22 protein-coding genes are annotated in these 24,811 nt (G+C 60.7%); 11 read left to right on the top strand and 11 right to left on the bottom strand.

All coding sequences use genetic code 11. The annotated features are described in order from the left end of the window. Positions 1-24: 24 nt before the first annotated feature. The 6 genes from H8S55_RS00400 to H8S55_RS00425 all read right to left on the bottom strand — a co-directional run bounded on the left by H8S55_RS00400 (position 25) and on the right by H8S55_RS00425 (position 7,908). On the bottom strand, positions 25-1,452 hold the full coding sequence (locus H8S55_RS00400; protein ID WP_186877348.1) for a sensor histidine kinase: 1,428 nt from the start codon (positions 1,450-1,452) through the stop codon (positions 25-27). Between the two features lie 54 nt (positions 1,453-1,506). Continuing rightward, entirely contained in the window at positions 1,507-2,196 is a 690-nt protein-coding gene (locus H8S55_RS00405) for a response regulator transcription factor (protein ID WP_147563424.1), read from the bottom strand. Between the two features lie 42 nt (positions 2,197-2,238). Continuing rightward, the gene (locus tag H8S55_RS00410) at positions 2,239-3,705 is read right to left on the bottom strand and encodes a hypothetical protein (protein WP_186877349.1); all 1,467 of its coding nucleotides are present in this window, start codon (positions 3,703-3,705) and stop codon (positions 2,239-2,241) included. 218 nt (positions 3,706-3,923) lie between these two features. Beyond that, positions 3,924-5,123: a M20 metallopeptidase family protein gene (locus tag H8S55_RS00415; protein ID WP_366467058.1), complete on the bottom strand. Its 1,200-nt coding sequence runs from the start codon at positions 5,121-5,123 to the stop codon at positions 3,924-3,926. An 86-nt stretch (positions 5,124-5,209) separates the two neighbouring features. Beyond that, positions 5,210-6,622 carry a YfcC family protein gene (locus tag H8S55_RS00420; RefSeq protein ID WP_186877351.1) on the bottom strand — a complete coding sequence of 471 codons (1,413 nt, stop codon included), beginning with the start codon at positions 6,620-6,622 and terminating at the stop codon, positions 5,210-5,212. An 83-nt stretch (positions 6,623-6,705) separates the two neighbouring features. After that, entirely contained in the window at positions 6,706-7,908 is a 1,203-nt protein-coding gene (locus H8S55_RS00425) for an MFS transporter (RefSeq protein ID WP_186877352.1), read from the bottom strand. 253 nt (positions 7,909-8,161) lie between these two features. On the opposite strand from H8S55_RS00425, the gene H8S55_RS00430 reads away from it, so the two are divergent. Further along, on the top strand, positions 8,162-9,052 hold the full coding sequence (locus H8S55_RS00430; RefSeq protein ID WP_186877353.1) for a LysR family transcriptional regulator: 891 nt from the start codon (positions 8,162-8,164) through the stop codon (positions 9,050-9,052). A 67-nt stretch (positions 9,053-9,119) separates the two neighbouring features. Here H8S55_RS00430 and H8S55_RS00435 read toward each other — a convergent pair whose 3' ends face one another. Both H8S55_RS00435 and H8S55_RS00440 read right to left on the bottom strand, forming a co-directional pair. After that, positions 9,120-9,593 carry a pyridoxamine 5'-phosphate oxidase family protein gene (locus H8S55_RS00435; RefSeq protein WP_147563427.1) on the bottom strand — a complete coding sequence of 158 codons (474 nt, stop codon included), beginning with the start codon at positions 9,591-9,593 and terminating at the stop codon, positions 9,120-9,122. Next, positions 9,580-10,164: a DUF4364 family protein gene (locus H8S55_RS00440; protein ID WP_186877354.1), complete on the bottom strand. Its 585-nt coding sequence runs from the start codon at positions 10,162-10,164 to the stop codon at positions 9,580-9,582. The genes H8S55_RS00435 and H8S55_RS00440 overlap by 14 nt, the downstream gene beginning before the upstream one ends. Before the next feature lie 205 nt (positions 10,165-10,369). Here H8S55_RS00440 and H8S55_RS00445 point away from each other — a divergent pair, with 205 nt between their 5' ends. Next, positions 10,370-11,227, top strand: coding sequence for a hypothetical protein (locus tag H8S55_RS00445; protein WP_186877355.1), 858 nt, complete (start codon positions 10,370-10,372; stop codon positions 11,225-11,227). A gap of 49 nt (positions 11,228-11,276) precedes the next feature. Here the strand turns inward: H8S55_RS00445 and H8S55_RS00450 are convergent, their stop codons facing one another. Beyond that, the gene (locus H8S55_RS00450; RefSeq protein ID WP_186877356.1) at positions 11,277-12,485 is read right to left on the bottom strand and encodes an S-layer homology domain-containing protein; all 1,209 of its coding nucleotides are present in this window, start codon (positions 12,483-12,485) and stop codon (positions 11,277-11,279) included. Positions 12,486-12,675: 190 nt separating this feature from the next. Between H8S55_RS00450 and H8S55_RS00455 the strand changes: the two genes are divergently transcribed. From H8S55_RS00455 to H8S55_RS00465, 3 genes are all read left to right on the top strand, one after another. Beyond that, positions 12,676-14,133, top strand: a complete 1,458-nt coding sequence (locus H8S55_RS00455; RefSeq protein ID WP_207721650.1) for a PstS family phosphate ABC transporter substrate-binding protein — start codon at positions 12,676-12,678, stop codon at positions 14,131-14,133. 44 nt (positions 14,134-14,177) lie between these two features. Then, positions 14,178-14,996: an MBL fold metallo-hydrolase gene (locus H8S55_RS00460; protein ID WP_186877357.1), complete on the top strand. Its 819-nt coding sequence runs from the start codon at positions 14,178-14,180 to the stop codon at positions 14,994-14,996. A 180-nt stretch (positions 14,997-15,176) separates the two neighbouring features. Next, positions 15,177-15,731 (top strand): biotin transporter BioY, encoded by a 555-nt coding sequence (locus H8S55_RS00465; RefSeq protein WP_186877358.1) that lies wholly within the window; start codon positions 15,177-15,179, stop codon positions 15,729-15,731. A gap of 97 nt (positions 15,732-15,828) precedes the next feature. On the opposite strand, the gene H8S55_RS00470 is transcribed toward H8S55_RS00465, so the two are convergent. After that, positions 15,829-17,094 (bottom strand): competence/damage-inducible protein A, encoded by a 1,266-nt coding sequence (locus tag H8S55_RS00470; protein WP_186877359.1) that lies wholly within the window; start codon positions 17,092-17,094, stop codon positions 15,829-15,831. 358 nt (positions 17,095-17,452) lie between these two features. Here H8S55_RS00470 and H8S55_RS00475 point away from each other — a divergent pair, with 358 nt between their 5' ends. From H8S55_RS00475 to eno, 6 genes are all read left to right on the top strand, one after another. Next, a complete protein-coding gene (locus H8S55_RS00475; RefSeq protein WP_366467063.1) occupies positions 17,453-17,941 on the top strand; it encodes a tRNA (cytidine(34)-2'-O)-methyltransferase in 489 nt (162 codons plus the stop codon). 65 nt (positions 17,942-18,006) lie between these two features. Continuing rightward, positions 18,007-19,203, top strand: a complete 1,197-nt coding sequence (locus H8S55_RS00480; protein ID WP_147563935.1) for a phosphoglycerate kinase — start codon at positions 18,007-18,009, stop codon at positions 19,201-19,203. Between the two features lie 126 nt (positions 19,204-19,329). Then, positions 19,330-20,103, top strand: coding sequence for a triose-phosphate isomerase (gene tpiA / locus H8S55_RS00485; protein ID WP_147563934.1), 774 nt, complete (start codon positions 19,330-19,332; stop codon positions 20,101-20,103). Between the two features lie 54 nt (positions 20,104-20,157). Beyond that, complete coding sequence (locus H8S55_RS13985; RefSeq protein WP_227144393.1) at positions 20,158-20,316, top strand: triose-phosphate isomerase; 159 nt, start codon at positions 20,158-20,160, stop codon at positions 20,314-20,316. Between the two features lie 55 nt (positions 20,317-20,371). Beyond that, positions 20,372-21,886 carry a 2,3-bisphosphoglycerate-independent phosphoglycerate mutase gene (gpmI, locus tag H8S55_RS00495; protein WP_186877360.1) on the top strand — a complete coding sequence of 505 codons (1,515 nt, stop codon included), beginning with the start codon at positions 20,372-20,374 and terminating at the stop codon, positions 21,884-21,886. Positions 21,887-21,994: 108 nt separating this feature from the next. Further along, positions 21,995-23,299 (top strand): phosphopyruvate hydratase, encoded by a 1,305-nt coding sequence (gene eno / locus H8S55_RS00500; protein WP_186877361.1) that lies wholly within the window; start codon positions 21,995-21,997, stop codon positions 23,297-23,299. A gap of 62 nt (positions 23,300-23,361) precedes the next feature. On the opposite strand, the gene pdxR is transcribed toward eno, so the two are convergent. After that, positions 23,362-24,762 (bottom strand): MocR-like pyridoxine biosynthesis transcription factor PdxR, encoded by a 1,401-nt coding sequence (gene pdxR, locus H8S55_RS00505; protein ID WP_186877362.1) that lies wholly within the window; start codon positions 24,760-24,762, stop codon positions 23,362-23,364. Between the last annotated feature and the right edge of the window lie 49 nt (positions 24,763-24,811).

Here is a 24,811-nt window from a genome sequence, read left to right on the forward strand (position 1 = left end):
GTTCCGGCGCTCCGCCGGAGCGGGTCACGCCTCGATGGGCAGGCGGATGGTGACGGCGCAGCCGCCCCCCTGGGCATTGCCGATGTCCAGCACGCCCTCGTGGCGGGTGACGATCTCCTCGCACACCGCCAGGCCGATGCCGGAGCCCCGGGCCTTGGACGTGCCCTTATAAAACTTGTTTTTGATGAAGGGCAGCTCCTCCTGGGGTACGCCGGGGCCATAGTCCCGGATGCGCACCACCGCCTCTGTCCCCTCCTGGGCCACAGACACATCGATGCGCTTGCCCGAGCCGCCGTGCTTGGCGGCGTTGTCCAGCAGATTGCAGAACACCTGGCGCAGCCGCTCCGGGTCGCCGGAGATGGGCAGCACCTCCTCCGGGCAGTCCTGATAGGTCAGCTCGATGCCCTCTCGCCGGAAGAACTTCTGATAGGTATACACTGCGTCCTCCACCTCGGCCTTCAGGTCCAGGGGCTCCACCGACAGGGTGAAGCGCCCGTCCTCGATGCGGGAGAACTCCAGCAGCTCCTCCACCATGTTGGTCAGGCGGTGGGCCTCGGAAACAATGATGTCCATGCCCTTCTGCACGTCATGGGGGTCGGTGAGCTCGCCGCTCTGCAGTGTCTCCGCCCAGCCGTTGATGGCGGTGAGGGGAGTGCGCAGCTCGTGAGAGACGGAGGAGATGAATTCCGACTGGGTCTTTTCCGACTGTTTGATCTTCATGGACATGTCGTTGATGGTGTCGGTCAGCTCGCCGATCTCATCGTCGAATTTCTTCTCGATCTGCACCCCGTAACTGCCGTCGGCGATGAGCCGGGCCGTCTCGGTAATGCTGGCCAGGGGCTCTACAATAGAGCGGACGAAATAGAGGTTGGAGAAATAGACCATGGCGAAGATGGCCACGGCGATGGCGGTGATCACCGCCATGGAGAAGATGAACTGCCGGTCGATGGCGGACAGGGAGGTCACATATCGGACCACGCCCACCGTCACCCCCTGATAGACCACCGGGCTGGAGGCCGCCAGGATTCGCTCCTTGGTGGAGGGGTCCCGGCCCATCCAGTGGGTGGTGATCTGGTTTTCCAGGGCGCCCCGGATGTCCTCGGTGTCCGGGGTGGCGCCGGTGGTCAGGTCGTTGCCCGAATAGACCACCGCCCCGGTGGCATCCAGAAATTGCAGCTCCAGATTGTTTTTCTCCTCATAGCTGCTAACAGCCTGCTGGGCCGCCGCCCAATACTGGGTACGGGTATAGCTGCGAAAACTCCCGGCCGCCGAACTGGCCCGGCCTGTTAAATCGTTGGCCGTGCTGGAATAGTAATAGTTCCACAATGCGGCAAAAAAGGAGCCCAGGGCCAGGGCTAAAATCAGCAGCACCACGCCGATGCTGTTGAGCAGCCACCGCTTGCGGATGCCCCGTATCTTTACCTGGTCATTCAAATCGGTCTTTTTGGCCACCGCGCTCCCTCCTTCTCTAAAAAATTTTCCACATGTTTCAGCAGGGCTGTGGATTTATCCCCGCCATTTATAGCCATAGCCCCAGACTGTGTTGATATAGATGGGCTTTTGGGTGTTGTCCTCGATCTTGATGCGCAGACGACGGATGTTCACGTCCACGATCTTCAGCTCACCGAAATAATCCTTGCCCCACACCGCGTCCAGGATCTCCTCCCGGGCCAGTGCCTTGCCCGGGTTCTCCATAAACAGCTTGACGATGGAGTACTCCACCTGGGTCAGCTTCACCCGCTGGCCGTTTTTCTCCAGGGTGCGGTTGCGGGTGTTCAGCAGGAAGGGCGGGTCGCTGATCTCGTCGGCGGACAGGCTCTCCGTATCCCCGCCGGTGCGGCGATAGAGGGCATCCACCCGGGCGGTGAGCTCCGCCGGGGAAAAGGGCTTGGTCACATAGTCGTCCGCCCCGGTCATCAGGCCGGTCACCTTGTCCATCTCCTGGGTGCGGGCGGTGAGCATGATGATGCCGATCTTGTTGTCCATGGCCCGGATGCGGCGGCAGACCTCAAAGCCGTCAATGCCGGGCAGCATGATATCCAGCAGGGCCACCTTCACGTCCGGGTTCTCCTTCAGGGCCGCCAGGGCGTCCTCCCCGGTGCCCGCCTCGATGGTGGTATAGCCCGCCCGCTTCAGGTTGATGACTACAAAGCTGCGGATGTTCTCCTCGTCCTCCAGGACCAGGACCTTTCTCATCTGGAGCTCACTCCTCTCTCAACGCCACTCAGAGCGCTATATTCAGCTGTACCAGCTGGTCTGAATGGTCTGGAAATTTTTCATCAGCAGGTCGTTTTCTGTCAGGCCGCAATCCCAGCCGCAGTCATAGAACTGGGCGGCGTAGATCACGTCCTCCTCCTCCCGCAGGGTGATGAACCCCTCTGCCTGGGCCCGGGTGGCACGGTTGCTGCCGGTGAGTTTATAGATGCTCAAAAAGGGCACTGCCGGCTCGTTCTCCCCCTGCCACAGGGAGAACACCACCTGCCGCTGGCCGGACACCACATCGCTGCGGGAGACGGTGACTTTGCCCTCCCAGCTGTCCGGTATCTCCAAAAACCAGCCGTCGGTCACGTTGTAATAGGTGCCCATCACCCGGCTGCGCTGGCCGGTCTGGCTGTACTGATACCAGTCCACCAGCCAGGCGCTGGCCCCGCCGGGGTCCCGGTCCTGGGGCAGCATCCGCACTTGGGGCAGCTCCAACACTACGTCGTTGTTGACATCGCTGGGACCCAGCTCCGCCATGCCCCGCAGGCGCTCCCGGCTGACCCCATGCTCGTCCAGGGCCAGGTTCGCCAGGCGCATCTTCCCCTCGTGCTCCCCGGCCTGATAGGCCACCACGTCGATGGTGCGGCTTCCGTCAGACTGGGCGCAGGTGATGTACAGGGCGGGGGGATAATAGGTTCCGGCCAGATACCCCGCCGTCACCCGGTTCAGGCCCGTGATCCCGGCGGACAGAGCCACCGTGCTCAGGCTCTCCATCCGGCCGTTGCGCCAGCCGTACAGCTCCACCTGGCCGCTGAGGGCAGCGGCATCCAGCCGGACCACAGCCACCTCGGTGCGGGTATCCTGGTCGATGTCCAACAGACGATAGCCGCTGGAGTAGGCCCCTCCCTCCACGGCGGTGCTGCAGCTGGTCAGCAGCAGCTCGGTGGCCCGGAGGGAGGCCTGGTCCGCCGCCTGATTCTGGGCGGGGACGGCGGTGTCCTCCACGGGCTCCAGCTCGTCCAGGGTATAGGCCCCCAGCTGATACACGCCGGTGTTCACCTGCCAGTTCACCACCAGCTCCTTGCTGCCCGCGCCGTTTAGGTCCACATAGTCCACCGAGTAGATGGCCGAGCCGTCGCCTTCCACCAGGCCCCGGACCTGGTAGTCTCCGTCCACGGCGGTAAAGATATAAATTTTCAGGGATTTTTCCACGCCGGGCACCCGGATAAAGGCCACGGCGCTCTCCCGCTGGCCGTCCCCATCCAGGTCCTGGAGCTGGATGGAGGCGGTGTTGTCCCCGGAGACAATGACCGCATCCTCGCAGCCGACGCCGAACTGCCCCTCCAGCCCGGTCTTTACCGAGCGAATGGCCTCTGCCAGCTGGTCATAGCCCGCCGAGCGCTCCGGCCGGCGATAGAGCTCGTCCGGCGGACGGAACAGGCAGCCCGTCAGCAGCAGCGCCATGGCTATCCACAAAAGCAGCCCCAGTGTCTTTCTCCTCAATGCCGCCCGCCCCTTTCCTGACAAAATCTTATGCTGCGCATTCGATAAAAATCCTGTTTATCATCATACCACAAATCCAGAAACTTGCCTACCTGTTTCCTAAAAAGTTTTTATGGGAACGGCAAAGCTTATCCCCCGCAGCCTTTCGGCCACAAAAAATCCCCCCCGGCAGAGCCGGGGGGCAGGCATATTATACTTTTTGTGCAGCAACGGCACGCTTACCGTTCTTGCGTCAAGATCTCCAGCGCCGTTTCCAGAAAAAGCGCTGAGCCGAGATACAGCTTGCTGTCATCAATACAGAATTTTGCGTTATGTGCGGGATATATCTTCCCATCGCAGGGACAGGGGGCGGGACATTGCAGATAGAAATAACACCCCGGCGCCTTCTGGAAGAAGAAGGCGGCATCCTCGCCGCCCATTTCAGGGCGCTCTAAGATATGGGAATGTCCGGGGCCCATGACCCTGTCTGCCGCATTTAAAAAGTGCTGTACCACCTTGGGGTCGTTGATGACCGGAGGATATGGGTCTCGAAATTCCAGATCATACTCCCCCCGCATCATCGCAACGGTGTGATCTACGATTTCCCGAATGCGCCGGAGCACATAGTTCCGGGACTCCATATCCACGTTTCGGATGGTGCCGATCACCTCGGCAGAATCCGGGATGATATTGGTCGCACCCTTTCCGGCGCGAAGTGTGGCGATGGTCAGCACCGAAGGCTGAAACGGATCCATCTCTCTGCTGATGATGTACTGGAGGTTATTGACCACCAAGGCCGCAATGGTCACCGGATCAACGCACTTTTGCGGCGCAGCGCCATGGCCCCCTCTCCCCCGGATCGTCAGATAGAGCTGGTCATCTGCGGCGCTGCAGTGGCGGTAATTCACGGCTACATCGCCACAGTCAAACGGGCCTTTGTCCGACACATGCAGCGCCAGTATGTAATCCACACCGTCCATAGCGCCGTCCCGGACCATGGGTTCCGCACCGCCCGGAAACTCTTCTCCGGGCTGAAACAGCAGCCGCACCATGCCGGGGAGCGTGCTCTCCCGTTTTTTCAGCACTTGGGCAAGGCCCAGCAGCATTGCGGTGTGGGCATCGTGTCCACAAGCGTGCATATTCTCGTTTGTGGAAGCAAAGTCCAGGCCGGTCTCCTCCTGAATGGGGAGCGCATCCATATCAGCCCGCACCGCAACGGTCAACTGCCCAGGCCGCCCGATATCCACGACCAACCCGGAATGCGTGGGAAACTCCCGGTATGTCAGGCCCATTTTACACAGCTTTTCTTTGACATAGGCTTCCGTTTTCGGGAGCTTCAGTCCGATCTCCGGAATCTGATGCAGCTCCCGCCGCCAACGCTGAATAACCGGCTGAAGATCTTTCGCATCTTGATAAGAAGGCTCCATTATTTCAAACACTCCAATCTGCAAAAAGATATAATAGCTATATAACACAGGGTACAAAGGCCGTTGCCGGCGATCAATTCAGAACTTTCTATGCGTTATCAGAAGGGGCCGTAGCCGGAGATCGTTGCGTAAATCAGGAAGGCAAAAGCCACAAGCCACCACAAGAAGAACAGCGGGATCAAATACCGAAACCACTTGGAGTAAGGGACCTTGGCCATGGCCAGCGCCGCCATGATGGTGCCGCCGGTGGGGGTGATCACGTTGGTAAAGGAATCGCCAAACTGGAACGCCAGAACGGCAGTCTGCCTTGTCACGCCGATTAGATCCGCCAAGGGGGCCATAATGGGCATGGTAATGGCGGCCTGGCCGGAGCCGGAGGGTACCAGCAGATTGATTAGATCCTGTACCACGAACATACCGCACGCAGTAAGCATGGGGGGCAGACCCACCAGTGTCTGGGCCAGCGCATGGATGATGGTGTCCATGATGTTGGCATCGGTCATGATGATGGTAGTCGCACTGCACAGGCCGATCATCACATTGGCAAACAGCAGATTATTGCAGCCCTTCAAAAACTCGTCCACGATCTGGTTGGGGGTCAGGCCGCCGCAAACGCCGGCCAGGATCCCCACCACCAGGAACAAAGCGGCCAGCTCGTCAATGTAAAAGCCAAACTCAAGCACGCCCACGACCATGCCGATGATACCGCCCACAAAGATGATCAGAACCAGGATATGCCGCTTGGTCAGGGCCGGTACACTGCTGAGATCGATGGCATCCTCCCGCCTATGGTCGATCTCGTACATAGCGCTGCTCATGGGGTTCTTCTTCACTCTGACGGCTCGGAACATCACATACACGATGCTGACGCCCAGCAGAGCCACAAAGGCCGCAAATCTCAGTCCGATGCCGGAGAACATAGGCAGGCCGGAAATACTTTGGGCCACTCCCACCGTAAATGCGTTGGTACAGCCACCGGCGTATCCGGCTCCCGCAGCGCCAAAGACAATGCCCATTGCGGTCAGGGAGTCAAAGCCCATGGCAATACAGATGGGAATGATCAGGGGGACAAATACAAGAAATTCCTCATAGTTGGCTGCAAAGCAGGAGCCCATGCCGAAGATCAGCATGCAGACCGGGATCAGGAAAAGCTCTTTTCCCGCCATCTTTTTGACCATGTTGCCCATTCCGCTGCGGATCGCTCCGGTGGCATCCATAATGCCAAAGGCGCCGCCGATGATAAACAGGAAAAAGATCACATCACTTGACTTTTGCAGACCTAATGTAAGCGACTTGAATATGTCAAACAGCTTGACCGGATTTTGCTCCACATAGTGGAAGCTGTTGGGGTCTACGATCATTCTGCCGGTGGAGGGGTCCGCAATGCGATCAAAGACGCCGGCCGGAACAATATAAGTTGCGACTGCACAGAACAGGACGATTGCCACCAGGATCAATATGGGGTTTGGGGCTTTCATCGAGGTGATCTTCTTTTTTTCTTTGTTACTCATTTCTTTCTTCCTCCTTCATTCTAACACCGGACTTCCGGTCTTTCGACGGTGGATACTAGGGGCCCGCTCGCTGGATCATTTGATCACAATGGAACACGATGTCTTGCTCGATGCCTCTGCTGTCCGAAGTCAGCCAGCGCAAATGCCACAGAAAGGAAAAATATAGCGGAAGAGATGATAAACGGCAGCTTGTTCCCAAGGCTATAGATGAACCCGGCGCACAGGGCGCCGAAAACCTTTCCTCCGAATTGGAAGGAGTTGAACTGTCCCGCCAGATGTCCGCTGTCCTCTGGCCCGCCGCTGTCGGAGAGAATGCCCTGTTGGAAAGGAAGATAGAGCGCATTCACCGCATAATAAAGGAAATTGCCGATCACAAAGGCCGCCGGGGATCTTAGCAGGCAGACCCCATAGGTGATGGTCCCACACAGCAGGAGCACCGGGATCAGGGACAGCCGCAAATCGAATTTTTTGGCAATCCAGGTCCCGATCGTAACCGTCATGACCAGCGTGATCAAACCAATTCCGGCCCGGATCAGCCCGTTGTAATAATTCGGAAAGTTCAGGGCTTCTTTTACGTAGTAGTTATAGGCGTTATCATACCCTGATGCGGCGAAGTTGGACAAAAATACAGTCAGGAAAAACAGGGGGTCAAACAGCTTCATTCGCCTACGTTTCTGTCCACTCTGCTTGGAAACGGACTCTTGCACTTTGATGGACACTTCCGGGTCCTTCAGAATGGAGAACAGGACTGCACCCAGGATCAGCAGCACCAGGATCTGAATACGGAACATCAACTGGATGGATACCGTGCCGATAAACCCGCCGATTGCATAACCAGCCGCACATCCAACGGTAGTCGTTGCGGAATAATATAGCATCAAACGATGGTTTTGGCCGCTGGGGGCAACCGCAATGAGATAGGCAAGGGAGGCTACCGCCCCGGCTGAATATGCAGCCCCTCCCATAAAGCGGCACAGAATGACAACGGATTGGGAGGTAGAGATGCTGAACACCACCTGAACCAGCGCATAACCGATGAAGCTTCCGCCCAGGATATTTGTGTATCCGTATTTTTCACATAACTTTCCCCAAACGGGGGAGAGCAGGAAACAGGCCCCTGCCATCGCAGCGTATCCCACGCCGAACATATAATCCGGAAAGCCCAATTCCAGGAAAAGTGCCGGGGTGATCGGATTGATGCAGTTTGAAAAGACTGTAAACAGGCTGAACAACAGCATTACCCGAAAAATCGTCGCTTTCCTGTGGCGGGCAAAAAATGAATGCACGATATCACAACTCCTTTGATCCTGTTTGCTTTTCGGCGACACATGAACTGTGAAAACCGCCAAAGAATACACCGGATCTTGGGTTTATTATAGACGCATTGCCCGTCATTTGTAAAACAAGTCCTTTTTATCATTATGATAAACAGGACGCAGGCCGTCATCCCCTTGTGCCCCTGCTCCTTGGATCGGTTTTATGCTTGACCAAGTCGCCGAAATATGGCAAAATAATGCCGATTGGATGGTGGGGATTTCCATGGATATTGAAGAATTGAAAACTTTTTTGTGTGTTGCAGACACAAAAAACTTTAGTCGCTCAGGCGATCTGCTCTTTGTCACGCAGTCTGCCATCACTGCTCGGATCAAATCGCTGGAAAAGGAGCTGCATTGTCAGCTCTTCACACGCAGCAACGCCGGCGTAGAATTGACCATGTACGGAGAGACCTTTTTGCGCTATGCGAAAAACGCCTACAACCTGATCGAAGAAGGCTCCAGAATGCTCAATCTCTCCGCAAAATACACCTCATTTCTGAGTGTAGGCGCTCCTGATTCCGTATGGCGTTATAATTTATTTCCCTTTGTCCCTCAGCTCAGGCACTCCAACCCAGATGTTGCCCTTCGGCTCCTCTGCGAGCATTCAGCCACGCTGACCGCCGGACTTTTGGACGGCGCTGTTGATCTGGCTGTCGTATTGGCCATGCCCAACCACCGTATGATCCACGTTGAACCGCTGTGGTCCAGCGATTTCGTTCTGGTGAGAAGTCCGAATCTTCGCCTTCCAAATGTGCCATTCACCCCGGAGACGATACATCAATTTCCGTTTATCAAAATGTTCTGGGGACCTCCATTTCACGAGTGGTTTGATGCCGCTTATCAGCCAAGTGTTTTTCCCTACCAAATAGACCGCCTTTTTCTTTACATGGATCTGCTGGTCCACGCAATGGGGGTGGGCTTTCTGCCCCGCCGCATTGCAAGCACGCACTTGAAGGATGGGACGCTGATCGAGATCCCCTATTACGCATCAGAAAGTACTCCCCGCGAAACCGGATTTCTGGTCTGTCTCAACAAGCGCGCAGAAGAATTTTCCCCCTTTATCAAGAGAATCCAAGATATCTTTCAAGAGACGGACCCGGCTGACCTCAGTTGAGTCTTTTATGTATCAAACAGGCGCCCTGCGGGTATTTGAAAATCCCGCAGGGCGCCTGATGGTAAATTCACTTTTTCAGCTTAGCCTTTCCGGTGATCTGGTCCATGGAAATACACCACACGGCGGTGGCGGACATACTTTTTTCGATGGCCCTCTCCAGGCTCTCCCCCAGATCGTGGGGAGTGAGCTTTCGGCACAGGGCCCGCAAGGCATCGGCCTTTTCCTTCGTATCGGTCACTTCGGCGGCCCGGCCCATGACCACGACGGACTGAAAATAGGTGGTGTACATGGCGGGGGCCACAAAAGCGGGGTCGTCTGCCCCCACAAAGGTGACGCACACCCGTCCGTCCCGGTGGAGCAGATCGGTCTTATGCCCCTGCTTGGCACAGTGGAAATAGAGCTTATCGCCTGCTCGCACCAGAGACAGGGGGATGCAGTAGGGGGCACCGTCCTCAGTGGCAAAGGCCACCGTGCCGTGTTTGCAGCGGTCGATAAGCTCCAAAGAAAATTCCAGGCTCTGTTCCCGGTCACTTCTTCTCATAGTCAGTCTCCTTTTTTGTGTCTTTTGTGTCGTCGCCGGGCTTGGCCTCGGCGGGTTTGGTCAGCAGGGTGACGATGTGGTAATAGAGGGCAGTGGGGTCAGACTGGAACCGGTGGGCCATGGCGGCAGCCTGAGGGCGGCTGGGGGTGAGCAGCTCCAGTTGGAGCAGGGGGGTGCCCACGTCGTCCAGACGCAGGTGGAGGGTGCAGGTGCCGTCCTCGTTGTCGCTCACGTCCGCCTGGACCTGGGCCTGGCGGCGGATGGCATCGTTCACCCGGACCAGATTCTCGTCGCAGTGCATCCGCACGGAATAGGGCAGACTGCTCTCGCAGATCTCGCTGTTGCGGCGGCCCTTGTCGGTGATGGAATAGTGCTGCTCCTCGTCCCGCTCCAGCTGGCCCGTCTCCACCATGTGACCCACGGCCTCGGTGAGAGAGAAGTAGTCCACGCCCTCGTCGCACAGGGCCAGCTCCAGTAGTTGGAGAAAGGTAACAGGCCCGGCCACCCGGGACATGATGTACAGCACCAGCAGCTTTAAGTCTAATTCACTTTGGATAAATCCCATAGGCATGACGACCGCTCCTTTCCCTTTGGGGCACGGACTGATGTTCGATACATATTCATCAATATTATAGCCCGGCCTGGAAAAAGCCGCAAGCCCTAAATTTGCCCGGAAGCACCGATCCCGGGGCGGAACATAGGATGTATCGGCTCAAAGCCCAGGGCGGGCACGGAAAATGGCCGCCCGTGTCATCTTTTTGTTAGGAGGGAACCCTATGCCAGAAGTGGTCGTGCCCGGTCCCGTGACCGAGGAGCGCCGCATCCGGGAGGCGGTGTGCGTACACACGAAGAAAATTTTCGATTCCTGCCGGGATAAGGACTGTATCGAGGACCTGCGGGTCTATCTCACCCGGAGCTCCCAGGAGGCGGTGGACCGGGCCGTATCGATAAAGGCAGGCTGCGCCCAGCTGCTGTACGCCTACATCGATGTGGAGCCCGTCACCTTCAACCGGGGCTTTTACACTGTGGACGTGCGGTATTACTACCGCATCTCCGCCGATGCCTTTGTGGGCACGGTCCGCCCGGTGGAGGTGACCGGGCTGGCGGTGTTCGACAAGCGGGTCATTCTGTTCGGCAGCGAGGGAAACGCCAAAATTTTCTCCTCCCAGGCCGGGTGCGGGCCGGACAGCCAGCGTCTGCCCAACACCACCGCCCCCGTGGCCGTGGTGGAGGCGGTGGACCCCCTGATCCTGGGAATGAAGCTGCTGGACGTGTGCGACTGCCGCCCCTGCCCCTGCCAGTGCCAGTGGACCGACGTGCCCCCGGCGGTGGCCGCCGCCTTCCCGGAGGAGCTGGCCTTCACCGGAGAGTCCCACCGGATGTATGTCACCCTGGGCCAGTTCTCCATCATCCGCCTGGAGCGGGACACCCAGCTGCTGACCCCTGTGTATGACTACTGCATGCCCGAGAAAGAATGCCCCTGCGACGGCGGCAGCTGTCAGGAGGACCCCTGCGAGCTGTTCCGCAAGGTGCAGTTCCCTGTGGGCGAGTTCTTCCCGCCCAACGCCATTACCCCCAGGGGCAGCAGCTATCAGGACATCAAGTCCGGCGGCTGCAGTTGCTCCTGCAGCTGAAAAATTCAAGCAAAAAGGACCGCCTCGGCGGTCCTTTTTGTCGTCCTATTTAGGTTTCCTGCGCGGGCTCCAGCATGGTCTGGCAGAAGGTGCGCAGCACGGCGGCCAGCTCGCAGCGCTTGATGCCATTGATGGGCCGCAGGGTGTTGTTCTCATAGCCGGACAGCAGCCCGGTGGACACTGCCCACTCCATGGCCGTTCGGCCCCATTCAGACACGCTGCCCCCGTCGGCAAAGCCGGACAGGGACTTGCCCTCGGCCACGTCCAGCCCCTGGCGCTTGGCGTACTGCTGGAGCACCAGGGCCAGCTGCTCCCGGGTAAGGGGGGTGGTGGGCAGGAACTTGTTGCCCGAGCCGCTCATCAGCCCCTCCTGGCTGCACCAGTTCACCGCCTGATAGCACCAGTCGCCGGAGGACACGTCGGAAAAGTGGGCGGACTTGTCCGCCTGGACAGAGCCGCCCATGCGCCACAGGATCTGTGCCAGCTGGGCCCGGGTGACGGAGCCGTTGGGCAGGAAGGCATCGCTGCCCGCGCCGGAGAAGAAGCCCTGCTCCAGGGCGTACTCCACTGCGCCATAGTACCAGGCGGTGGCGGGCACGTCGGAGGGGACGATCACCGAGTCATACAGGCGGACATAGTAGGACAGGACATATTCCTGCTTGTCCGTGGGGGAGTTATAGTGGAGGGACACGAAATAGAGGATGCCCTCGGCGCTGGGGCTGGCCGCGCCTGCCTCGGGCAGGGTCTGGCCGCTGCCAGCGGTGTTCCGGGCCTTCAGCACCTCCTGGCCCCGCTGGGCCAGGGTCTTGGCGGTGAGCAGATAGGTCTGCCCGGCCTTCAGGGTGGCGTTGGTCCCCGTCCAGGCCGTCAGCTCGCCGGTGGCAGTCATGGTGTCGCACACTGGGCGGTCCTCGCCGTCCAGCATCTCATAGATGCCGTCGCCGTTCAGGTCGGTGAGATAGTCCACCTCTACCCACACCCCGTCGGCCTTGGGCTGGATATAGAAGGCGGGGTCGCCGGCGGCCCGGTTCACCCGGCAGTCATACCGCACGGCATCATCGGCCAGAAACAGGCCGGAGCTGCCCCGGCGATAGAGCTTGATGTGCAGATTCACCTCCGGGGAGTCGGTGGTATTGGCATGGATGAGAAAAGAAGCGAAGCCGGTGGACAGGGGGTCCACAGCGGACACAGGCAGCATCATAGAGATGGACATGACCAGGCAGAGCACCAGGCCAAGCCAGCGTTTACACTTGAACATAAAGGTCTCCTTTCGGTTTGGTGGTTTGGATACGAAGTCCATTATAACCAAAAATGCCGGGTTTGACAAGAAAGAGGGGCGGTTTCTCTGGCACGAAAACCGTTTTTCCCGGTGGACAGGCCCCTTTGGGCTGTGATATAATAGCAAAATAAACAAATGTGGTGATGATATGGGCTGGATTTTCAACATTTTGTCTTGCTATGGTCTGATCCCTCTGGGGGCGTCTTTTCTGGGTGCGCTGCCCCTGTTCTTCGGGGGCCCCTCGTGGACCTGTCTGGTCACAGTCCCGCTTCTGACCTGGCTGATATATTTCTCCCTGGATGGACGGGTGGACCAGCGGCGGGGAGCCCGGATCAACGGCATCTCCCTGCTGCTCCTGGCCCTCTGCTTCACGGTGCTGATGGTCCTGGGAAAGGGCAGCGTGGACAGCACGGCGGTGGGGCAGCTGCTGTGGCTGACCCTTCCCTTCTGCCCGCTGTGGCTGATCTTGTCCCTTATGGGGGAGCGGCTGATCCTGGTTCTGGCCATCTTTTTGACCTATGCCGCCGGATATCTCTTCTGCACCTGCCGGAAGGGGGAGCGCCCCCGGTGGCGGCGGCTGGTCCTCCCCGGGGTGGGGCTGGCCCTGTGCGCCGCCCTGTGTACGGTGCTGTATTGCAGCCGGCCGGAGGCGCGCTATGGGGGCCACGGCTTTGCCTATATGAGCGGCTTCTCCAGCACCGACTTCAGCCAGTACATGGTCTACAGCCAGCCCGGCAGGCTGGCCGCTCTGGACCACCCGGCATCGTTCCAAATAGAGGACCAGGCGGATATGCCGGTGATGGACGGAGCGGAGGCCTGTTACCCCCTGTACGCCGCAGCGGCGAAGGCGGTGTATCAGGACATCGCCGCCATAGAAGCCGATTGGGCCCACAGCGGAGCGGACACCGGGACCAACGGGAAGATCGTCACCTTCACCAACACCGTGATGGGCTTCGACCGGCTGGTGCGGGGGGATGCGGACCTGTTTTTCGGGGCCAGACCGTCGGCAGACCAGCTGGCGTATGCGGCGGACCTGGGAGTGGAGCTGGAGATCACCCCCATCGGCCGGGAGGCCTTTGTCTTTTTTGTGGAGGAGGACAACCCGGTGGACAGCCTGACCCGGGAGCAGCTGCGGGCCATCTACCACGGAGACGTGACCGATTGGAGCCAGGTGGGCGGGACGCCGGGAGAGATCGCCGCTTTCCAGCGCCCGGCTGGCTCCGGTTCCCAGACCATGATGGAGTATTTCATGGGGGAGGTCAGCCTGAAGGAGCCCTTGACCTATGAGATGGTGGACTCCATGGCGGGGGTCATTCGCCATGTGGCCCAGTATGCCAACGAGCATGGAGCCCTGGGCTACTCCTTCCGGTATTTTATCGAGGGGCTCAGCCAGGAGCAGGGGGTCAAGCTGCTGGCAGTGGACGGGGTGTCCCCCGACTTGGCCCACATTGAGGACGGGAGCTATCCCCTCACCGTCCCCCTGTGCCTTGTCACACGGAAAGATGCCCCCAACCCCAACGTGAAAAACATGATCGACTTTTTCCTCTCCCCGGACGGACAGACCCTGGTCCGGGAGACGGGCTACGGGGCCTTGGCGCCCCGGGAGCCCCGGCCGGAAGGGGAATAAACACAAGAGATCGAACAACGCACAACAGAAAGGAAGCGGCAGAAATGGGCACACGGCTGACCGTGATCGTGGACAATGTGGCCGTGGGGGACTGGACGGGAGAATGGGGCCTGTCCATCCTGGCGGAGCATCGGGGCAAGCGTATTCTGGTGGACACCGGGGCCTCAGAGCTGTTCCAGAAAAACATGGAGCGGCTTGGGCTGTCCCTGGCGGAGGTCGACTATGGCGTGCTCAGTCACGCCCACTTCGACCACGCCAACGGAATGCCCTGCTTTTTCCGGGAGAACCAGACGGCGGACTTCTATGTGCAGGAGGCGGCGGAGGAAAACTGTTATAAAAAACCCCAGGTGTTTTATCAGTACATCGGGATGCCCCGGCACGTGCTGCGGGACTACGCCCACCGCATCCGCCGGGTATCCGGCAAATACCTCCTTTCCGACGGGGCGTGGCTGCTGGGCCACACTACGCCCGGGCTGGCCGCCGCCGGGAAGCGGGAGCGCATGTACCGCCGAAAGGGCCTTTGGTGGCGGCCGGACGACTTTGCCCACGAGCAGAGCCTGGTGCTGGAGACGGACAAGGGACTGGTCATCATCAACAGCTGCTCTCACGGCGGGGCGGCAAACATCATCCGGGAGGTCCGTGAGGCATTCCCTCACCAGTCGGTCTACGGACTGGTGGGCGGCTTTCATCTGTTCAATAAGACGGACGAAGAGGTGCACCGGCTGGCTCTGGAACTGACACAGGCCGGGACGGCCTTCCTCTGCACGGGACACTGTACCAAGCAGCGGGCTTATGACATTTTGCATCAGGAACTGGGCGACCGGCTCCACCAGCTGCAGGTCGGGTTGGTCATGGAGTTCTGATCCGCTGCGGCCTGTCCCACGGGTCTGCGATGAACAGCATACCCTGTACGGCTTGTGGTTTCGCCCCTGATCGTAAATCATTTTAAACACAGGTTGACAAAGAGAGCGGCAGAATGTATACTTTCTAAAAAATACGTTTACGGTCCGGCCTGTAGACTGGGCCCGGAAAGGAAGCATACCATGCAGACCGCAAAACACCCTGCGCTGCCCCTGGCGATGACGGCAGTGATGGCCGCTGTCATGGCGGTGGTGGCCCCGTTCTCCATCTCCATTGGCCCCATTCCCCTGTCCCTGTGTACCTTGGTCATCTATATGAACGCCTATATTCTGGGCTGGAAGCGGGGCACCGTGGCCACCCTGGTGTACATTCTGTTGGGTGCAGTGGGGATGCCCGTATTCAACAGCTTTTCCGGCGGCCTGGGCGTGGTGGCCGGGCCCACCGGCGGCTATATCGTGGGCTATCTGCCCCTGGCCCTCATCTGCGGACTGGCGGTGGCCGCCGCCCCTAAGAACCGGGTGGGGCAGTTTATCGGCATGATCCTGGGCACGGCGGTGCTGTACGCTCTGGGCACCGCCTGGTACTGCGTCCAGTCCGGCAACCCTCTGGGCGTTGCCATGGGCTACTGCGTCATCCCCTTCCTCCCCGGCGACTTCATCAAGATGATCGTGGCCGCCGGCGTGGGTCCCATGATCCGCACCGGCCTGGAGAAGGCCGGGCTGTATCCTCAGGGCTGAATTTTCTTTCCTTTGATACTGACACGCTGACACATATACGATTTTCCCCAGCAAAAAGGACCGTCCAGCCCGGACGGTCCTTTTTGCGCTTATGGGGTCAAACGGTTTCTTCGTAGGGCAGGCCGGACAGATACCGCCTGGCCAGATCAAAGGCGTGGGTGGCCGTCTGGGTACGCAGGCGGGCCCGCACCGGGCGTGCGCCCAGGTGCAGCTGCTTCACATGGGTGCCGTCGGCGGTGGCGATGGCCACGAACATGGTGCCCACCTCGTTGCCCCGGTCGTCCCGGTCCGGCCCGGCCACGCCGGTGGAGGACAGGGCGATGTCGCAGCCCAGCACCCGGCGGGCCCCCTGGGCCATGGCCTGGGCCACGGGGGCGGACACTGCGCCAAACCGGTCCAGCAGCTCCTGGGACACCCCCAGCACGCCGTGCTTCACCTCGTTGGTATAGGAGACCACGCCGCCCTTGAACACTTGAGAGGCCCCCGGCACATCGGTGAGCCGCTTGGCCATCAGGCCGCCGGTGCAGCTCTCGGCGGTGCCCAGGGTCATGCCCCTCTGCCGCAGCAGGTCCTCCACCACCGCCTCTATAGAGGGCACGTCCACGCCGTAGACCTTACTGCCGAACAGGGCCTTGAGCTGGTCCACCGTGGGCCGGAGCAGGGCCTGGGCCTCCTCCGGCGCAGCCGCCTTGGCGGTGACCCGCAGCTCGCACTCCCCCTCTTTGGCATAGGGGGCCAGGGTGGGGTTGGTCATGGCGTTCATCTGCTCTCTCAGCCGGGCCTCCACGGTCGCCTCGCCGATGCCGAAGAGCTTGATGGTGTGGGAGAGGATGACCCCCTCGGACAGCTGCCGGAGATAGGGTGCAGCCCGATATTGGAACATGGGGCCGCACTCGCTGGGGGGGCCGGGGAGCATGATAACGTGGACTCCCTCCGCCTGAAAGGCACAGCCCGGGGCGGTGCCCCAGTCATTGGAGAAAATGGTGCAGCCCTCGGGCAGCATGGCCTGTTGAAAAATATTCTCCGTGACGGGCCGGCCCGTGCGGACAAAGTGGCTGCGGATGCGCCGGGCCGACTCCTCGTCGTATATCAGCTTTTTTCCAAAGGCCTGGGCCAGGACGTTTTTGGTCAGGTCATCGCAGGTGGGGCCCAGACCGCCGGTGGTGATGATGATGTCCGCCCGCTGTCTGGCGATGTCCACCGCCCGGCGGACCCGCTGGGGGTTGTCCCCCACCACAGTGTGGTAATAGACATTCAGTCCCAGGGCGCTCAGCCCCTGGGAGAGCATCTGCGCATCGGTATTGACAATGTTGCCCAGCAGCAGCTCGGTTCCCACCGACAGGATCTCCACGGTATGAGACATAATAAACAAGACCTTTCCCACCCCGGGCCGCGCCGGGGGTGTTGTGATAGCTGCCGCCATTATAACACGGCCCCGGCGGGAAGAAAAGGCGGCAGAAATACAAATTTCCCGGGAAACCGGAACTCTTTGGGAAGAATAAACCAGAACTAAAGCCTGAAAATCGGCGATTAAGCTTCCCGCAAGGCCGCTGACCGCTCCTTTAAAAGAGCACTAAGCCGTGGAAACGGGCAAAAACAGAGGCCACACCCCGGATTTGGCAGGAAATTTGAATTTTTTGCGATTTTTCGACCAAATTACAGTTGAAATTCTCGGGATTTTGGAATACAATGATAGCCGCATGAAAGAGGAGGGCCAAAACGTGCTGAATATCGTACTGGTCGAACCGGAAATTCCCCAAAACTGCGGCAATATCGCCCGCACCTGTGCCGCCACCCGCAGTCGGCTGCACCTCGTCCGCCCCCTGGGCTTTGACATCAGTGAAAAGGCGGTACGCCGGGCGGGACTGGACTATTGGCACATGGTTGACCTGACGGTGTACGACGATTTGGACCACTTTTTCTCCCTGCATCCCCAGCCCGATGTGTGGCTGGCAACAACAAAAGCCCCAAGAGACTATTCCCAAGCTCAGTTTTCTCCCGACTGCTGGCTGATGTTCGGCAAAGAGACCGCCGGACTGCCGGAGTGGCTGCGGGAAAAATACCGCAGCCGCTGCATCCGCATCCCCATGCGGGAGGATGCCAGAAGTCTGAACCTGGCAAACTCCGTGGCCGTCCTGACCTACGAGGCGCTGAAGCAGAACGGGTTCCCCGGTCTGTCCGGCGCGGGCAGTATGGCGGCGGAACCATAACGCGCGATCTCTATTCCTTACATATTGAGTCTTCATCTTGTACTGACGGAAAGGGGTTCCCAAACATGAATTACAACAAAAAGACCGTAACGGACGTGGACGTGAAGGGCAAAAAGGTCCTGCTGCGCTGCGATTTCAACGTGCCCATGGCCAAGGACGGCAGCGGTGTCATCACCGATGACAAGCGCATCCGTGCCGCCCTGCCCACCATCCAGTACCTGCTGGACAACAACGCCGCCGTGATCGCCTGCTCCCACATGGGCAAGCCCAAGGGCGAGGTAAAGCCCGAGCTGAGCTTAAAGCCCGTGGCCGCCCGCCTGAGCCAGCTGCTGGGCAAGCCGGTCATCATGGCCGACGACGTGGTGGGTCCCGATGCCAAGGCCAAGGCCGCCGCCCTTCAGCCCGGCCAGATCATGCTGCTGGAGAACACCCGCTTCGAGCCCGGCGAGACGAAAAATGATCCCGCCCTGGCCAAGGCCATGGCCGACATGGCCGACCTCTATGTGTCCGACGCCTTCGGTGCGGTCCACCGCGCCCACGCCTCCACCGCCGGCGTGGCCCAGTATCTGCCCGCCGTGTCCGGCTTCCTGATCCAGAAGGAGCTGGAGGTCATCGGCGGCGCTCTGGCCAACCCCAAGCGCCCCCTGGTGGCCATTCTGGGCGGCTCTAAGGTCTCCTCCAAGATCGGCGTCATCAACAACCTGCTGGAGATCGCTGACACCGTCATCATCGGCGGCGGCATGGCCTATACCTTCTCCGCCGCCATGGGCGGCAAGATCGGCGACAGCCTGCTGGAGGCCGACTGGGAGGAATATGCCCTGAAGATGATGGACAAGGCCAAGGAGAAGGGCGTGAAGCTGCTGCTGCCCGTGGACACCGTGTGCGCGGACAAGTTTGCCCCCGATGCCAACAGCCAGGTGGTAAAGTCCGGCCAGATCCCCGACGGCTGGGAGGGCCTGGATATCGGCCCCGAGACGGTCAAGCTCTACTGTGATGCCGTGGCCGACGCGGGCACCGTCATCTGGAACGGCCCCATGGGCGTGTTCGAGTTCCCCGCCTTTGCCAAGGGCACCCAGGCCGTGGCCGAGGCCCTGAGCAAGACCTCCGCCATCACCATCATCGGCGGCGGCGACAGCGCCGCTGCGGTGCAGCAGCTGGGGTATGCCGACAAGATGACCCACATCTCCACCGGCGGCGGCGCCTCCCTGGAGTTTATGGAGGGCAAGGAGCTGCCCGGCGTGGCCTGCCTGCTGGACAAGTAAGCAATTTCCATTATCCCGTCAAACGCATATCATGTCCGCCCCGGGCAGCCCAGCTCCCACCCCGGGGCCCGGAGCGGCGGACGAGCGTCTTTTGCAAATATTTTATTTAGTTAGGGAGAGAACACCATGAATCGTCGTTATCGTAAGACTATCATTGCCGGAAACTGGAAGATGAACAACACCCTGTCTCAGATGAAGGCCTTTGCCGAGCAGATCAAGCCCATCATCCCCAAGGGCAAGTGGTGCAATGTGGTGCTCTGTGTCCCGGCGGTGAACATCACCAGCGCCGTCCGCCTGTTCAAGGACTGTCACATCGCCATCGGCGCTGAGACCTGCCACTACGAGGACCACGGTGCGTTCACCGGCGAGATCACCGCCGAGATGATCAAGGAGGCCGGGGCCAAATATGTCATCATCGGCCACTCCGAGCGCCGCCAGTATTACAACGAGACCGACTTCACCGTGAACAAGAAGGTCCACGCCGCCATCAACGCCGGCCTCATCCCCATCGTCTGTGTGGGCGAGAGCCTGGAGCAGCGGGAGCTGGGCGTGACCATGGAGCTCATCTCCTATCAGGTCAAGTGCGCCCTGGCCAACGTGCCCGCCGACAAGATGCGCCACGTGGTCATCGCCTATGAGCCCCTGTGGGCCATCGGCACCGGCAAGACCGCCACGGCCGAGCAGGCCGGCGAGGTGTGCCAGGCCATCCGCGCCGTCATCCGCAAGCTGTACGGCGCTCATGTGGCCCGCTCCGTCACCATCCAGTACGGCGGCTCTATGAACGCCAAGAACGCCGCCGAGCTGCTGGCCCAGCCCGACGTAGACGGCGGCCTGATCGGCGGTGCCTCCCTGAAGCCCGCCGACTTTGTGGAGATCATCAACTCCGCCAACCAGGAGTAAGACCAGCCGTCTACGTCGTGGGCCCCCAATCAGAGCCCAGCGAAGCGGGTCTTATTGGGAGAGGAGGAGCAAGGGAGCGGGCGCAGCTTTCGCCGCCAGGCGGAAGCGGAGCTTAGCGGACTTTGCGACGACGAAGACGGCGGCCTGATCGGCGGCGCCTCCCTGAAGCCCGCCGACTTTGTGGAGATCATCAACTCCGCCAACCAGGAGTAAGGGATGTCCCGGAGGGGGGACAAACTTTTCCAGATCAAGAGGTATTAAGGACTTTATGAAAACACCGACTACTTTGATTATCATGGATGGCTTTGGCATCGCCCCCAAGGGTCCGGGCAACGCCGTGGCTGACACGCCCAAGCCCAACCTGGACCGCATCTTCGCCCAGTGCCCCGGCTGCCGCCTGGCGGCCTCCGGCCTGGACGTGGGCCTGCCCGAGGGGCAGATGGGCAACAGCGAGGTGGGCCACACCAACATGGGCGCAGGCCGGGTGGTCTTTCAGGACCTGCCCCGCATCAGCCGGGACATCGACACCGGGGCCTTCTTCCAGAACCCCGCCTTTTTGGACGCCATGTCCAACTGCCGGGAGTGGGGCAGCGCCCTGCATCTCATGGGTCTGCTGTCCGACGGCGGTGTCCACAGCCACATCAACCACCTGTTCGCCCTGCTGAAAATGGCGGGGGAGCAGGGCATTGAAAAGGTCTATGTCCACTGCTTCCTGGACGGGCGTGACGTGCCCCCCAGCTCCGGCAAGCACTATGTGGAGCAGCTCCAGGCCAAGATGCAGCAGCTGGGCGTGGGCAAGATCGCCACGGTGATGGGCCGCTATTACGCCATGGACCGGGACAAGCGCTGGGACCGGGTACAGCAGGCCTACGACGCCATCGTCTGCGGCCAGGCCCCCTACGAGGCCGATGCCGCCGAGGCCGTGCAGAAGTCCTATGACGCGGGTGTCACCGACGAATTCGTCAAGCCCGTGGTCTGCCTGAAGGACGCGCAGCTCCAGGACAACGACTCGGTGATCTTCTTCAACTTCCGCCCCGACCGGGCCCGGGAGATCACCCGCTGCCTGGTGGACGAGGACTTCACGGATGTGGAGCGCAAGACGGGCTTTGTCCCCGTGGACTTTGTCTGCACCACCGAGTATGACGCCACCATGCCCAACGTGAGCGTGGCCTATCCCCGGCAGAAGCTGGAGAACATCTTCGGCGAGTATATTTCCAAGCTGGGTCTGACCCAGCTGCGCATCGCCGAGACGGAGAAGTATGCCCATGTGACCTTCTTCTTCAACGGCGGCGTGGAGACCGTCTTCCCCGGGGAGGACCGGTGTCTCATCCCGTCCCCGAAGGTCGCTACCTATGACCTGCAGCCGGAGATGTCCGCCTATCAGGTGGCGGAGGAGGCCTCTCAGCGCATCCTCAGCGGGGCCTATGACGTGATCATCCTGAACTTTGCCAACTGTGACATGGTGGGCCACACCGGCGTGTACGAAGCGGCCTGCAAGGCCGTGGCCACCGTGGACGAGTGCGTGGGCAAGGTGGTGGAAGCCACCAGCAAGATGGGCGGCGTGTCTCTCATCACCGCCGACCACGGCAACGCAGAGAAGATGACGGACGAGGATGGTGAACCCTTCACCGCCCACACCACCAACCTGGTGCCCTTCTATATCGTGGGGGCCAGCGTGAAGCTGCGGGACGGCCGTCTGGCGGACATCGCCCCCACCATGCTGGACCTGATGGGGCTGGAGAAGCCCGCCGAGATGGACGGCAAGACCCTCATCGTCCCCTGAGCTTTTTCTTGATTTTTCTATACCGTTCCGGTGCGGGACACCGCACTTTGGATAAAGTTTTGCGCACGGCGGAGCCACTCCGCCGGAAAACGAAAGGAGTTAATTCCCATGAAGCAGATGATCGAGATCGTTGACGTTCTGGGCCGCGAGATCCTGGACAGCCGCGGCAACCCCACCGTTGAGGTGGAGGTCTATCTGGAGGACGGCACCATGGGCCGCGCTGCGGTCCCCTCCGGCGCTTCCACCGGTATTTACGAGGCCTGCGAGCTGCGTGACGGCGACAAGGGCCGTTATAACGGCAAGGGCGTTGAGACCGCCGTGAAGAACGTGAACACCGAGATCGCCGAGGCCCTCATCGGCACCAACGTGCTGGATCAGGTGGCCATCGACAAGATGCTCATCGATCTGGACGGCACTCCCAACAAGAGCCGCCTGGGTGCCAACGCCATTCTGGGCGCCTCTCTGGCCTGCGCCAAGGCCGCTGCCGAGAGCCTGGGCACCAGCCTGTATAACTACATCGGCGGCGTGAACGCCAAGCAGCTGCCCGTGCCCATGATGAACATCCTCAACGGCGGTGCCCACGCCACCAACAACGTGGAGATCCAGGAGTTCATGATCATGCCCGTCTCCGCTCCCTCCTTCCGGGAGGCCCTGCGCCGCTGCGCCGAGGTGTTCCACACCCTGAAGACCGTGCTGAAGGAGAACGGCACCCCCGCCGCCGGCGTGGGCGACGAGGGCGGCTATGCCCCCAACCTGAAGAAGGACGAGGATGCCCTGAAGGTCATTGTCCAGGCCATCGAAGAGGCCGGCTACAAGCCCGGCGAGGACTTTATGATCGCCATCGACGCCGCCTCCTCCGAGTGGTGGGACGAGGAGCAGAAGCTCTATGTCCAGCCCAAGTCCGGCAAGAAGCTGACCCAGCAGCAGCTGGTGAACATGTGGAAGAAGTTCGCCGACAACTACCCCATCATCTCCCTGGAGGACGGCATGGCCGAGACCGACTGGGAGGGCTGGTCCATGCTGACGAAGGCCATCGGCGACCGGGTACAGCTGGTGGGCGACGACCTGTTCGTCACCAACGTGGAGCGCCTGTCCACCGGCATTGAGAAGAAGGTGGCCAACGCCATCCTGATCAAGGTCAACCAGATCGGCACCCTGACCGAGACCCTGGACGCCATCCAGATGGCCAACCGGGCCGGCTACACCGCCATCGTGTCCCACCGCTCCGGCGAGACCGAGGATGCCACCATCGCCGACATCGCCGTGGCTCTGAACGCCGGCCAGATCAAGACCGGCGCCCCCAGCCGCACCGACCGCGTGGCCAAGTACAACCAGCTGCTGCGCATCGAGGAGGAGCTGGGCGACATCGCCGAGTACCCCGGCCTGAAGGCTTTCTTCAACCTGAAGAAGTAATTTTTGCCCCGATATTCAAAATCCTCCGGGCTGCATATGCGGCCCGGAGGATTTTTCTGTCTTTATTCCGCCCCCATGACCTCCGTCAGAATGTCCAGTGCCTGGGCCAGGTACTCCAGATCCGCACCGGGATAGTTCACCACCAGGGTGTGGGGCCGGGCGGCGGCGCAGGTGTGCTGATAATCCGAAAGAAAGGCCAGCCGCAGGCCCCGCCCCTCCGCCCTTCGGGCCAGCGTCTCGTCAGGCAGCTTCGTATCCAGTTCCAGCAGAAAGTGCAGTCCGGCGTTCTCCCCCATCACCCGGCACCGTCCGGCCAGGGGGCTCCCCTCGATGGCCCGAAGCACCGCATCCCTTCTCGCCCGATAGAACACCCGCATCCGGTTCACATGGGCATCGAAATGCCCCTCCTCCAAAAAGCGGGCCAGGGTATACTGCTCCATGGCGGGCACGGTGCAGGAATAAAAGCCCAGCTTGGCCTGATACTCCCCCAGCAGGGGCCTGGGCAGCACCATGTATCCGATCCGCAGCGAGGGGGCCAGGGACTGGGAGAAGGTGTTCATATAGATGACCCGGTCTGCCCGGTCGATGCTGCGCAGGGTGGGGATGGGGCGGCCGGTGAAGCGGAACTCGCTGTCATAGTCATCCTCGATGAGGTAGCGCCCGGGGGCCTCCCCGGCCCAGCGCAGCAGGCTCTGCCGCCGGGCGATGGGCATCACCGCTCCGGTGGGGAACTGGTGGTTGGGGGACAGGTGGAGGATGTCCGCCCCACTCTCCTCCGCCCGGGCCGGGTCCACCCCCTGGCCGTCTACGGGGAGATAGGCGCACTTCGCCCCGTTCAGGGCGTACACCCGCCCCGCTTTAGAGTAGCCCGGGTCCTCCACCCCATAGACCCGGTCACGGCCCAGCAGCTGCACCAGCAGATTATAGAGATACTCTGTCCCCGCCCCCACCACGATCTGCTCCGGGTCTGCGGCGATGCCCCGGAACTGATAGATGTGCCGGGCCAGAGCCTGGCGCAGGGGCAGAGCTCCGCTGTGGGGCATCGAGGGCAGCAGCCGCTCCCCCTCCTCGGTGATGACCCGGCGCATGAGCCGGGCCCACACGGAGAAAGGAAAACCCTCCGTCCCGCTGCCGCCGCTGGACAGGTCCAGCAGCCACCGCCGTCGGGGGGCGGTCTGCCGCAGCTGGGTCTCCTCCGCCGGGGGCCGGTCCGGCCGCACCTCCACCGGACAGACGAAATACCCCCGCTTCTCCTCCGAGCGGAGATAGCCCTCCGCCACAAGCTGGGCATAGGCGTTCTCCACCGTGACCACCGCCGTCTCCAGGTGCCTGGCCAGGGCCCGCTTGGACGGAAGCTTCTCCCCGGCGGTCAGCCGCCCGGACAAGATATCCTCTTTGATGCAGCGGTAGAGATAATCATACCGGGCCAGGCCCCCCCGGCGCTCTAAATCATAGGTCAGCATAGGCTCCTCCATCTGGTCTTATAAAAAAGTTTTAATTTGGTCCTTTCAT

The organism is Flintibacter faecis, assembly GCF_014287875.1.
Taxonomy (GTDB): domain Bacteria; phylum Bacillota; class Clostridia; order Oscillospirales; family Oscillospiraceae; genus Lawsonibacter; species Lawsonibacter faecis_A.

Bases quoted from the DNA above. Each gene is read 5' to 3' on its own strand.
- H8S55_RS00405 (WP_147563424.1), bottom strand. From the start codon at position 2,196: ATGAGAAAGGTCCTGGTCCTGGAGGACGAGGAGAACATCCGCAGCTTT.
- H8S55_RS00440 (WP_186877354.1), bottom strand. From the start codon at position 10,164: ATGCCTATGGGATTTATCCAAAGTGAATTAGACTTAAAGCTGCTGGTG.
- H8S55_RS00480 (WP_147563935.1), top strand. From the start codon at position 18,007: ATGAATTACAACAAAAAGACCGTAACGGACGTGGACGTGAAGGGCAAA.
- H8S55_RS00435 (WP_147563427.1), bottom strand. From the start codon at position 9,593: ATGAGAAGAAGTGACCGGGAACAGAGCCTGGAATTTTCTTTGGAGCTT.
- H8S55_RS00465 (WP_186877358.1), top strand. From the start codon at position 15,177: ATGCAGACCGCAAAACACCCTGCGCTGCCCCTGGCGATGACGGCAGTG.
- H8S55_RS00460 (WP_186877357.1), top strand. From the start codon at position 14,178: ATGGGCACACGGCTGACCGTGATCGTGGACAATGTGGCCGTGGGGGAC.
- H8S55_RS00430 (WP_186877353.1), top strand. From the start codon at position 8,162: ATGGATATTGAAGAATTGAAAACTTTTTTGTGTGTTGCAGACACAAAA.
- tpiA (WP_147563934.1), top strand. From the start codon at position 19,330: ATGAATCGTCGTTATCGTAAGACTATCATTGCCGGAAACTGGAAGATG.
- H8S55_RS00420 (WP_186877351.1), bottom strand. From the start codon at position 6,622: ATGAGTAACAAAGAAAAAAAGAAGATCACCTCGATGAAAGCCCCAAAC.
- H8S55_RS00450 (WP_186877356.1), bottom strand. From the start codon at position 12,485: ATGTTCAAGTGTAAACGCTGGCTTGGCCTGGTGCTCTGCCTGGTCATG.
- H8S55_RS00470 (WP_186877359.1), bottom strand. From the start codon at position 17,094: ATGTCTCATACCGTGGAGATCCTGTCGGTGGGAACCGAGCTGCTGCTG.
- H8S55_RS00445 (WP_186877355.1), top strand. From the start codon at position 10,370: ATGCCAGAAGTGGTCGTGCCCGGTCCCGTGACCGAGGAGCGCCGCATC.
- gpmI (WP_186877360.1), top strand. From the start codon at position 20,372: ATGAAAACACCGACTACTTTGATTATCATGGATGGCTTTGGCATCGCC.
- eno (WP_186877361.1), top strand. From the start codon at position 21,995: ATGAAGCAGATGATCGAGATCGTTGACGTTCTGGGCCGCGAGATCCTG.
- pdxR (WP_186877362.1), bottom strand. From the start codon at position 24,762: ATGCTGACCTATGATTTAGAGCGCCGGGGGGGCCTGGCCCGGTATGAT.